Here is an 11581-nt window from a genome sequence, read left to right as displayed (position 1 = left end):
TGCCGAATTACTCTTCTATTTCAACAATTAGCTCAATTTCCACGGCTATATCCATGGGGAGCGCATTCATCCCTACGGCTGATCGGGCATGTTTCCCTTTTTCCCCAAAAACTTCTACCATCAAGTCTGAAAATCCATTGATTACCTGAGGTTGTTGGGTAAATTCAGGCCCACAGTTTACCATACCGAGTACTTTGACTATTCTTTTTACTTTATTCAGATCCCCCAATTCGGCTTTAAGCACAGCCAACTGGGCGATGCCGACCAATCTGGCGGCCTCGTTACCCTGATCTATAGAAAGATCTTGTCCTACTTTTCCTGTAATGTAGCTTCCATCAGGTAGACTTGGTCCCTTTCCAGCTAAGAACAATAGATTTCCCGTCCTAACCACATTGACATAGTTAGCAACGGGTTCACTGGCCTCCGGTATGATTATTCCCATTTCCTGGAGTTTTAATTCTGGATCCCAGGTGTCTTTCTGTTCAGTGATTTCATCGGAGGATGCAGGAGAGTTGCAGGCCATGACAAGCAAGCAAATAATGGTGGATAGTATAATTCTCATGTTGAAAGTTTTTAATGCACAAATTAACCCTTGAATTCTGTAAATCAAATTTTTCTTCACCGCATAAAATAGGCAAAAAGACAAGATCTGCGTTGAATTTTTGGGAATAAATTCTGAATAATTTTAGAAAAAATCAATAAAATTCAAGATTAGGCCTTACCTTTGAACTTGCTTATCGAGAAAGACCGAGGGATGGGCCCTACGACGTCTTAGCAACCTGAATACAAGGTGCTAATTCCCCTTCCGGAAATGCCGGAAAAAGATGAGCGGTTGATTCAACTTTTATCTTCCGGTTCTGCTCGTATAAGCTTTTTGATTGAAAATATGAACAAAAGAACAGAACAATTACTAGCCTTAGCTAAGCAAAAAGTGTTGATTTTAGATGGTGCCATGGGTACCATGATTCAGCGCTATAAATTATCTGAAGAGGATTTTAGAACAGCCGATTTGGCGTCACATCCCAAACCTTTGAAAGGGAATAATGACTTGCTTTCTCTTTCAAGACCGGAAATTATTAAAGAAATCCATGCAGCCTATTTTGAAGCTGGAGCTGATATTATCGAAACCAATACATTCTCCGGTACCTCAATTGCTCAGGAAGATTATGGCTTGCAGCATTTGGCTTATGATATCAACTTTTACTCGGCTAAAATTGCGAGAGAAGTTGCAGATGAGTTTACGACAAAGAATCCGGCAAGACCTCGATTTGTAGCAGGTGCTTTGGGTCCGACCAATCGTACAGCGTCCATTTCACCAGATGTCAATGACCCCGGATACAGAGCGATTACCTTTGATCAATTGGTGGCCGCTTATGAGGAGCAAGTAAGAGGCTTATTGGATGGGGGAGCTGATATCTTATTGGTAGAAACGATCTTTGATACCTTGAATGCAAAAGCTGCTCTTTTTGCTATCCAAGAGGTTTTTGAAGAAAGGAATATTCCTTTGAATCCAGAAGAAGGAGGAGTGCCTGTAATGATTTCAGGTACAATCACAGATGCTTCCGGTAGGACTCTTTCAGGTCAGACTACAGAAGCATTTTTGATTTCAGTCTCTCATGTTCCTTTGTTCTCAGTTGGTTTAAATTGTGCCTTGGGAGCCAAAGAGTTGAGGCCATATTTGAAAGTGTTAGCTGAAAATGCACCTTTTTTGGTATCAGCCTATCCAAATGCAGGTTTGCCCAATGAATTTGGTCAATACGATCAGGGAGCTTCAGAAATGGCAGATCAAATTGAAGTGTTTTTGAAAGAGGGTTATGTAAATATCCTAGGTGGTTGCTGTGGGACTACGCCTGACCATATCCGTGCAATAGCAGAAATTGCAGGAAGATACACTCCAAGAGTTAGAGAATTTGAAGTAAGTAGCGATGAGTAAGATACGTCATAGTGAAGTGTTAAAATTATCGGGTTTAGAGCCCTTGGTCTTCACACCTGAGATCAATTTTGTCAACGTGGGGGAGCGGACCAATGTGACAGGTTCCAAGAAGTTTGCCCGATTGATCTTGAATGGTCAATTTGATGAAGCATTGGATGTAGCTTTGGATCAGGTAAGGGGAGGAGCGCAAGTATTGGATGTGTGTATGGATGAGGGGATGTTGGATGGAGTGGCAGCCATGACCCGATTTTTGAACTTGATAGCGTCTGAACCGGAAATCAGCCGTACTCCAATCATGATAGACTCTTCCCGATGGGAAATTATTGTCGCAGGCTTGAAATGTGTCCAAGGTAAAAGCATTGTCAACTCCATCAGTTTGAAGAATGGAGAGGAAGAGTTTATTCATCAGGCTAAAACCATCAAAAAGTTTGGCGCCGCTGTAGTGGTGATGGCTTTTGATGAACATGGACAAGCAGATACTTATGAGCGAAGAATAGAGATTTGCAAGCGCAGTTATGATATCTTGGTGGATGTGGTGAAATTCAATCCTCACGACATCATTTTTGATCCAAATATTTTCCCGGTAGCTACAGGGATGGAAGAGCATAGAAGAAATGCTTTGGATTTTTTCTTGGCTACGCAATGGATTAAACAAAACCTTCCCGGAGCAAAAGTGAGTGGGGGTGTGAGTAATGTAAGTTTCTCTTTCCGTGGCAATGACCGCGTTAGGGAAGCCATGCATGCGGCATTCTTATATCATGCGATCAAGCATGGAATGGATATGGGTATCGTCAACCCTACCATGTTGGAAGTCTACGATGATATTCCCAAAGATCTCTTGGAAAAAGTAGAGGATGTATTGTTCGACAGGCACGAGGGGGCAACAGAGGCCTTATTGGAATTTGCTGAGACCGTGAAATCTGCGGGCAAAAAAGAGGTGGTCAATGAAGCCTGGCGTTCGGATGCGGTTGAAAAACGGATTGAGCATGCTTTAGTAAAAGGCATCATTGACTTTGTGATAGAGGATACGGAAGAAGCCCGATTGAAATACCAAAATCCATTGAAAGTCATTGAAGGTCCTTTGATGGATGGCATGAACGTGGTAGGAGACTTGTTTGGGGAAGGAAAAATGTTTTTGCCACAAGTGGTGAAATCTGCCCGGGTTATGAAAAAAGCGGTGGCTTACTTGGAACCCTTTATGCCACAAGTGGGTGATGCCGATTTCAATGCTGAACAGAGTAGTGTCAAGAAAATTTTGCTAGCCACGGTTAAAGGGGATGTGCATGATATCGGTAAAAATATTGTAGGGGTGGTTTTGGCATGTAATAGCTATCATATCATTGATTTAGGAGTCATGGTCGAGGCCCAAAAAATCATTGATGAAGCCATCAAAAATAAGGTAGATATCATTGGGCTTTCCGGTTTGATTACACCTTCACTAGATGAAATGGTCAATGTGGCTTCTGAAATGGAACGGCAAGGGTTGAAAATCCCTTTGTTGATCGGTGGGGCGACGACATCCAGAATTCATACTGCGGTTAAAATAGATCCAGTTTACTCAGGAACAGTAATCCATGTGACAGATGCATCCAAGTCCGTACCAATTGCGGGGGAATCTATTGCTGAAGAAACTCGAGAAGCATATCATTTGCAAATAAAAGAAACCTATAGGCAATTACGGATAGAACACGAAGCCAAGCAGCAGGTCAAGCAGTTGGTAAGTTATGAGGAAGCTAAAGCCAACCCTGTGTTTATTGATTGGGATCATTATGTACCTGTCAAACCTATCCAAACTGGAGTTACGGTATTGGAAGATTTGGATTTGAACATTTTGAGAAATTACATTGATTGGACGCCGTTTTTCAGTACTTGGATGTTGTCTGGTAAGTATCCGAAAATTTTGGAAGATCCCGTAGTGGGGGCAGAAGCGACACGATTATATCAGGAAGCTAATAGCATGTTGGAACAGATTATTGCTGAAAATTGGCTAAGTGCTAAAGCAGTAGTTGGATTATTTCCAGTAAAGCGGGCAGGTGATGATGTAACGATTATTTCCCCTGAAAAAGAGCTTAGCTTTCATTTCCTGCGACAGCAAGGCAAAAAAGGAAAAGGAGTGCCCAATCGATCTTTGGCGGACTACTTGCATCCGGAAAAAGAAGATTTCATGGGAGGTTTTGCGGTTACTGCTGGCTGGGGAATCGAACAAAAACTGGAAGAGTTTCAAGCTGCACATGATGATTATCACGATATCATGCTCAAGGCCTTGGCAGATAGATTAGCAGAGGCTGGTGCGGAATATTTGCATGAGTTGGTCCGAAAAGAGCTGTGGGGATATGCGCAGACAGAAAACTTGGACAATGAATCGCTTATCAAAGAGGCTTATACAGGTATAAGACCTGCACCTGGTTATCCTGCCTGTCCGGAGCATTCTGAAAAGCGTACCTTATTTGAACTCTTGGATGTAGAAAAACACACGGGAATCACCTTGACGGATTCCTTTGCCATGTATCCAACCTCTTCCGTTTCTGGATTTTATTTTGGACATCCGGAGAGTAAGTACTTTGGGTTAGGAAAAATCGGAGAAGATCAAGTAGCAGACTATGCCAAAAGAAAGGGTGTATCTCTCGCTCAAGCAGAAAAATGGTTATCCCCAAATCTGGCTTATAATCCATCTCAACAACCTATTGAAAGTTAATCAAGACCTATGAAAATTACTGAATATATTGCTCAGGCTGAAAAGACCCTTTTTTCATTTGAAATTTTGCCTCCACTGAAAGGGCAGAGTATGCAAGATTTGTGTGATGGTATTGCACCATTAATGGAATTTAAGCCACCTTTTGTGGATGTAACCTATCATAGAGAGGAATTTATCTATAAAAAGCATCCTAATGGGTTGCTAGAGCGTGTGGCCACCAAAAAAAGACCGGGTACTGTTGGAATTTGTGCGGCGATTATGAACCGCTTTCATGTAGATGCGGTGCCTCATTTGCTATGTGGAGGTTTTACCAAAGAGGAAACGGAGAATGCCTTGATTGATCTGAATTTTATTGGCGTTCAAAATATATTGGCCTTACGTGGAGATGCCCCTAAAAGTGAAAACAAGTTTATTCCTGAGCCAGGAGGACATACATATACCAAGGATTTGGTGAAGCAAATTGTAGGTATGAATCATGGAAAGTACCTTCATGAAGAGACGGAAACTAGTTTCCATACTGATTTTTGTGTGGGTGTAGGAGGGTATCCAGAAAAACACTTTGAAGCGCCAAGTTTGCGTACTGATCTTAAATACCTAAAAGAAAAAATCGATGCTGGAGCAGAATATATCGTCACGCAAATGTTTTTCGATAATGAAAAGTTTTATGAGTTTGTCAGAAAAGTGCGTGAGATGGGGATCGATGTACCAATCATTCCAGGATTGAAACCCATAACAACTTTGGGACAAATCAGTATGTTGCCGCGTACCTTCTTTATTGACATGCCAGATGCATTGATGGATGAATTGGAAAAATGTAAAACCAATGCGGATGTGAAGCAAGTGGGAATTGAATGGGCTATCCATCAAAGTAAAGATCTGATCAATAATGGGATTCAAGTTTTGCATTACTATACCATGAGTAAGGCGGAGGCCACCTATAGGATTGCAAAAGAGGTGTTTTGATTTGGAATTGACGTCCCCGTCGTCCGGAGTTTTTAACTCCGGACTGCTGAATTTTGTGCTTATAGCTCATCTTTTTTTGAGGAGATGGGAGTATTTGAGTTTGAAAACTCACTGTTTAGCGGTCCCGCGTTCGGAAACGCGGGACAACGTTTACGTTTCTTCTTGAATTTTCGGAATAATTGGAATGGGCGTCTCCGTTGTCCAGAGTTTTTAACTCTGGACTGCTGAATTTTGAGCTTTCAGCTCAACTTTTTAAATACTAGCTTGAGTTTTTAAAGTTTAGTTTTTAAATTCGGGAGTATTTTTAAACTTGATTTTTATGACGAAACCCTATCAAATAAGTGATCAAAATGGTGTACAGTTTCTGACCATTACAGTGGTTGATTGGTTAGATGCTTTTCAAGAAAGGAATTTAAGGAAATAATAGTAAGCAGCCTTAATTTTTGTATAATGAACAAAGGACTTGAAATTTTTGCTTGGTGTTTAATGTCAAATCATTTGCACATATTATGTAGGGCCAAAGAGCCGTTCAAGCTGAGTGATATCATGAGGGATTTTAAAAGATATAATGCTCAACTGATTTTAAAGGCTATTGAAAAAGAGTCAGGAGAATCCAGAAGCAAATGGATGTTGAATCGTTTTCGCTTTCGCGGCAACTTGTTGAAAAGGAATGAAAAGTATAAATTTTGGGAAGATGGTGTCCATGCGATTAATATAGTAAGCGGTTATTTTTTTGAGCAAAAACTTTATTATATCCATCAAAATCCTGTAAGAGCACAAATTGTAGAAGAAGACTGGCATTATCTACACAGTTCTGCAAGGGATTATTGCGGGATCAAGGGTTTGGTAGAGGTGTCTGTATATTGATTGTTGAGTTGAAAACTCACTGCTCAGGCGTCCCGCATTCGGAAATGCGGGACAACGTATACGTTTATTATTCAATTTTCGGAATTATTGGAATGGGCGTCTCCGTTGTCTGGAGTTTTTCAACTCTGGACTTTGGGTATTGAGCTTTCAGCTCTTTTTTTGAGGAGATGGGAGTGTTTGAGCTTGAAAACTCACTGTTTAGCGGTGCCGCGTTCGGAAACGCGTGACAACGATAATTGCAGTAATGTTTGTTTTGTGTTATATTGGAATCAAAGTAAAGTAGTTATGAAGCCTTCAAAGCTCTTTTTTTATTTTTGGTGATTTTGATGGGGCTTATTCCCTTGTCTTGCGATCTGTTTTGTTATGATTCATGTGGATGTGGAAAGCTTCCTCCTACAAAGAATTTTGTGATCGATGCGATGAGGGTTGATATAGTTGCCAATAATCAACTTGCCGATCCTGCCCAGGAATATTTGGTGGAAGAATTGTTCCTTAGGGTTTGGCCTGATGAGGTGACCTATGCCAGTGTCAACACCCATACGAAGACTTTTTCCTTCATTTCTTCCGGATTTGCCTGTGATCCGATTCCTCCAGGCTCAGCACATCCGTTAAAAGCTATTAAAATCTCCACCAATCAAGGTTTCGAATGGAAAGGACGAACGATTGAACCCGCAGAAGAAATTACTGACCTTTTCCGGGTTGCCGGTTTTGCTTCGGATCCATCTTTAGACTATTTACTCCAATACCGGTTTAATTTTTTAGGTCAGGAACCCTTGCAGATTCGATTAATAGATCAACCTGACATAGCAACTGCCATGGATATCAATTTGGAACTTACTTTAAGCGACGATCGGGCGTTTTTATTTGAAGGGTTGAAATTTAAGGTTCGATAGTCATTAAGCATTCGCTAAGGTTCCAGCTTATCAAGTATTTCAGCAAGTTGTTTGGAAAGGTTTTTTCTGGAATAATTCTCGATTAAGTTTTGGTTTCTCGGTTTTTCAGCGGGTTTAAAATTATGTAAAAATGTAATGATTTTATCCTGTTGGTCTTGGGAGAAGACTTTCCCTGCCTGTATTTGATTGATAATGGTGGCCGCATCTCCCTCAGGATCTCCCAATCCAAGGATCATTTTCCCACTAGCCATATATTCAAACAATTTCCCAGGTATATTTCCTTGAGCATTTTTGGTAGTAGTCAATATCAACAATAGGATGTCAGCAGCTTGGTAATACTCAAATACCTCCTTATGGGAGACATAGCCAACAAACTCCACATGGTCTACAAGCCAAGCATCCTCTTTTACGTATTCTTCAACATTGATAGAGACTTTGCCAACAAACCTTAGGCGAACTGTTTTCGAAGAATTTTCGAAGGCTTTTTTGAAAGCCTCCAAAAAGGGGAGAGGATTACGAATTGCATCAATTACTCCAGAATACACAATTTCAATATCCTTTTCCTTTAATCCTCTATCCGATAACTCTTTAGGGAAATCATCTGCATCAAAACCATTGGTCAATAAGTTGATTTCTCGCTTGGCCAAAGTCTGCAATTCCAGCTGAAATGTTGGACTGATCGTAGTGATGGCATTGGCTTGTTTTAAAACTCTTTTTTCCAAAGTCTGATGGCGCTTGCGAACCCAGGAAAGCATAGGAAGGGTATCCAAAAATTCCCAAGTAGACCAAGGATCTCTGAAATCAGCCAGCCAAGGTATGCCGGTTTTTTCATGTAATTGTAGTCCGATCAGGTGCATGCTATGGGGAGGACCTGTAGTGATAACGGCTTGATAGTTTCCTTTTCCAATGGCTTCTTCCAAAAAGGCAACCGAAGGTTTGACCCAAAACACCCTGGGATCAGGGATAAGTAGATTGGCCCTTAACCAAATGCTAAGCCGGTCCAAAAATGATTTTTCTTTTTTTCTAAAATCTTGGCTGGATCTCCTGAAGGGGCTCCTTTGAGTTTACGGAAAACCCCATAAGGTTCCCAGATAGGGAATTTGATCACCTCCAATTGAGGAGAAATATCTTTTTCCAAGGAGAGATCTTGCAACTCAAAATCGGGATTTTCAGGAGTAAAAATCACTGGTTCCCAGCCAAAATCGGGCAGATACTTGGCAAACTTGAGCCATCGTTGAACCCCAGACCCTGCGGAAGGAGGCCAATAATAGGTGATGATTAGAACAGGTCGAAGGCTCAAACTTTTATCTTTTTTGTAAATGCTTCAGGATTAAGATATGGAAACAGGCAAATTTCTAAAGTAGACTTACCAAAGGTGGTGGATGTCAGCTTTGAAGTATTTTTCATAGACTGTCCGGACGGCTTCCATTTGTTCAGCACCTATGGTTGGTAACTCCATGGCATGTAGGTTCGCACTCACCTGTTCAACTTTCGAAGCACCTGGGATTACCGTACTGACCTGAGGAAACATCAATATCCATCGAATGGCCCAAGCAGACAAGGGTTCATTGCCTTTGAAGATTTCCTTGAGTTCTTCTACTGCTTGCAAACCTTTTTGGTAATCAATGCCGGAAAAGGTTTCTCCTTTATCAAATGCTTCTCCGTTTCTGTTGAAAGTTCTATGGTCTTGAGGGTCAAAAACAGAAGAAGTAGAGAGTTTCCCTGTCAGCAAACCACTTGCCAATGGCACTCTTGCAATGATGCCATAATTTTCTATGTTGGGATGCGTGAAGAGTTGCTCGGCCGGTTTATGTCGAAACATGTTGAAAATGATCTGAATGCTGGAAACAATGTCATATTTCATGGCAGCAATGGCTTCATCCACCAATTCCACGCTTACCCCCATGGCTTGAATTTTGCCTTCTGCTTTCAATTTCTCAAACTCCTCAAATATTTCATTTCTTTGGTAAACTGGGGTTGGGGGACAGTGAAGTTGTATCAGATCGATGGTTTCCAGGCCCATATTTTTCAAGGAACTTTCTACATATCTCCTTAAAACCTCCGGGCTGTATCCTTCATTGATGTGAGGCTGTATTTGTCTACCGCATTTGGTAGCTACATAGATTTTTTCCTTTCTTTCCCGGACAACTTTTCCCACAGCTTTTTCACTTAAGCCACCATCATAGACATCGGCCGTATCTATGAAGTTGATTCCATTGTCTATGGCGGAATGTATGATTTTGTGAGCCGTATTTTCATCGAAAGATCCTCCCCATCCACCGCCTACCTGCCAAGTTCCTAAAGCAACTTCCGAAATATTCCAGCCTGTTTTACCGAATTTTCTAAATTTCATACCTATGCTTTTATGATTGTGCTATTTCAAGAGGCAATTTAAATGTTTATATTTAATGCCTTTAACAAAACTTACATGAAATCCCGAAGAAAATTTCTACAAACCTTAACCGTAGCGGGAGCTGCGGCTACTTTACCAATTCAACTTATGGCAGAGCAAGCGAAGAACCAAAAAATGATTCACCAGGTGTTTTTCTGGTTAAATGACGGCGTGGATGTTCAAGATTTCATCAAGGAGGCTTCGACCTTGGGCAAATGTAAATCCGTGGACAAATTTTATATAGGAACTCCAGCTCCTACAGAGGCTAGAGATGTAGTGGATCACAGTTATCAAGTGGCATGTACTTTGTTCTTTAAAAGTATTGAAGATCAAAATGCCTATCAGGTAGATCCACTGCATTTGAAATTTATAGAAAGAAATTCAAACAAATGGTCTGCTGTGAAAGTATATGATTTTGTAGTATGAATCTTTTAAGTAATGACCTTGTTTATAAGGTTAAAGTTAGCGTACAGTATATGCAGAAATTAAGATTAAACCTCTTGGGAGTATTATTGGTCTTGGTCATCTTCTTCCCATCCTGTAATCCGGAAACGGATGATGTGGAACCAATGCAGGTAGAGGAAGTGGTAAAAAGAGCCATTTTCCAGAGCATGCGGGAGTGGTATTATTGGACCAATGAGTTGCCGGCAACACTGAACGTTTCCCAATTTTCCAGTAATGAGGATTTGTTGGATAATCTCAGGTTCAGGCCTTTAGATAGGTGGTCTTACCTGACCACAAGAGCCCAATTTAATGCCGCTTTTACAGGTCAGGCGAGCGGTGTGCATGGGTTTAGTTTTGCATTTGATGAAAATGAGCGGCTTTTTGTAGCCTTCGTTTTTGATGCTGGCCCTGCAGGGCAAGATGGATGGCAAAGAGGTTGGGAGTTTTTAGAAATTAACGGTCGTTCGATATCATCATATAAAAATTCAAATGGAAGTTATTCCTTTGATTTAGGGCCTAATACCATAGGGGTTCAAAATACGTTTAAGTTTAGGCTGCCGGATGGCTCAGAGAAGACAAGCACCATTGGAAAAGCTGCTTTTCAAACCAATTCTGTTTTGCATAAAGATGTTTATGAAATGGAAGGGAAGCGTATAGGACACCTTGTTTATCAAAGTTTCAGGGCTACTGACGGATTGACACCAACAAGGAGTCAAGAAGTAGAAGATGCTTTTGCCTTTTTTGAATCCGAGGGTATTGATGACCTGATCATCGATTTAAGGTATAACGGCGGAGGTTCGGTTGCCGTAACAGAGCAAATATTAAATTACTTGGCACCTTCCGCGGCTTCTGGCAGACCAATGTATACGAATCGACATAATCCAAATAAATTCTCCAATAACAGGACGGTCAATTTCAATAAAAGAGGGACATTAGAATTAAATGAACTTGTTTTTATTACTTCTAGGAGTTCCGCTTCCGCTTCAGAGCTTTTGATTAACTGCCTTGAGCCTTATATGGACCTTGTTTTGATTGGGGATGATACCTTTGGAAAGCCAGTGGGCTCGTTTCCGCTTTCCAGTTTTAACAGGGTGTTGGCAGATAATAATGTAGAATTAGTGCCAATCACTTTTGCCATTGCCAATGCTGAGGGAAGGGCAGATTATTTTGATGGATTTCCAGCTGACGTTAGAGTTGGAGATGATCCAGCTAGAAATTGGCCTGATTTCAATGAAAGGAGATTGGCCGCAGCGCTGAATTACCTTACTGGAGGTTCACTTTCAGCGAGAATGACTGACAGCTATTATAAGCCGGTTTGGGAAATGATCGATGCTTTCGAAGGCTTGCAAAAAGAATTTCCTATGTATTGATTATTGATAGTAAAAAAATGGGGG

The 11581-nt window shown here is 41.0% G+C and carries 11 protein-coding genes, 1 pseudogene and 1 riboswitch; of the genes and pseudogenes, 8 read left to right on the top strand and 4 right to left on the bottom strand.

Features of this window, described 5'->3' with window-relative positions:
- Positions 1-7: 7 nt before the first annotated feature.
- Positions 8-562, bottom strand: coding sequence for a RidA family protein (locus B879_RS04550; RefSeq protein ID WP_009183971.1), 555 nt, complete (start codon positions 560-562; stop codon positions 8-10).
- Between the two features lie 169 nt (positions 563-731).
- Positions 732-831, top strand: a riboswitch (SAM riboswitch).
- 55 nt (positions 832-886) lie between these two features.
- On the opposite strand from B879_RS04550, the gene B879_RS04545 reads away from it, so the two are divergent.
- The 6 genes and pseudogenes from B879_RS04545 (at position 887) to B879_RS04525 (ending at position 7351) form a co-directional block, all read left to right on the top strand.
- Positions 887-1933: a homocysteine S-methyltransferase family protein gene (locus tag B879_RS04545; RefSeq protein WP_040400266.1), complete on the top strand. Its 1047-nt coding sequence runs from the start codon at positions 887-889 to the stop codon at positions 1931-1933.
- A complete protein-coding gene (metH, locus tag B879_RS04540; RefSeq protein WP_009183969.1) occupies positions 1926-4628 on the top strand; it encodes a methionine synthase in 2703 nt (900 codons plus the stop codon). The genes B879_RS04545 and metH overlap by 8 nt, the downstream gene beginning before the upstream one ends.
- Positions 4629-4637: 9 nt before the next feature.
- Positions 4638-5591, top strand: a complete 954-nt coding sequence (gene metF, locus B879_RS04535) for a methylenetetrahydrofolate reductase [NAD(P)H] (protein WP_009183968.1) — start codon at positions 4638-4640, stop codon at positions 5589-5591.
- Positions 5592-6041: 450 nt separating this feature from the next.
- A pseudogene (locus tag B879_RS23560) lies at positions 6042-6131 on the top strand (REP-associated tyrosine transposase); the annotation flags it as partial.
- A 6-nt stretch (positions 6132-6137) separates the two neighbouring features.
- Complete coding sequence (locus tag B879_RS04530) at positions 6138-6458, top strand: hypothetical protein (RefSeq protein ID WP_238542081.1); 321 nt, start codon at positions 6138-6140, stop codon at positions 6456-6458.
- 419 nt (positions 6459-6877) lie between these two features.
- Positions 6878-7351, top strand: coding sequence for a hypothetical protein (locus tag B879_RS04525; RefSeq protein WP_202949585.1), 474 nt, complete (start codon positions 6878-6880; stop codon positions 7349-7351).
- Between the two features lie 14 nt (positions 7352-7365).
- Here the strand turns inward: B879_RS04525 and B879_RS04520 are convergent, their stop codons facing one another.
- The 3 genes from B879_RS04520 to B879_RS04515 all read right to left on the bottom strand — a co-directional run bounded on the left by B879_RS04520 (position 7366) and on the right by B879_RS04515 (position 9704).
- Positions 7366-8355 (bottom strand): glycosyltransferase, encoded by a 990-nt coding sequence (locus B879_RS04520; RefSeq protein WP_009183964.1) that lies wholly within the window; start codon positions 8353-8355, stop codon positions 7366-7368.
- Positions 8331-8651, bottom strand: a complete 321-nt coding sequence (locus B879_RS23495; RefSeq protein ID WP_009183963.1) for a hypothetical protein — start codon at positions 8649-8651, stop codon at positions 8331-8333. Before B879_RS23495 ends, B879_RS04520 begins: the two co-directional genes overlap by 25 nt.
- A 66-nt stretch (positions 8652-8717) precedes the next feature.
- Positions 8718-9704 carry an aldo/keto reductase gene (locus B879_RS04515; protein ID WP_009183962.1) on the bottom strand — a complete coding sequence of 329 codons (987 nt, stop codon included), beginning with the start codon at positions 9702-9704 and terminating at the stop codon, positions 8718-8720.
- 75 nt (positions 9705-9779) lie between these two features.
- Between B879_RS04515 and B879_RS04510 the strand changes: the two genes are divergently transcribed.
- Positions 9780-10169 (top strand): Dabb family protein, encoded by a 390-nt coding sequence (locus tag B879_RS04510; RefSeq protein WP_009183961.1) that lies wholly within the window; start codon positions 9780-9782, stop codon positions 10167-10169.
- A gap of 50 nt (positions 10170-10219) precedes the next feature.
- Positions 10220-11557, top strand: coding sequence for a S41 family peptidase (locus tag B879_RS04505; protein WP_040400265.1), 1338 nt, complete (start codon positions 10220-10222; stop codon positions 11555-11557).
- Positions 11558-11581 lie beyond the last annotated feature (24 nt).

Origin of the sequence: Cecembia lonarensis LW9, from assembly GCF_000298295.1 — a bacterium.
GTDB classification, from domain to species: domain Bacteria; phylum Bacteroidota; class Bacteroidia; order Cytophagales; family Cyclobacteriaceae; genus Cecembia; species Cecembia lonarensis.
This window is presented reverse-complemented; position numbering and strand designations above follow the sequence as displayed.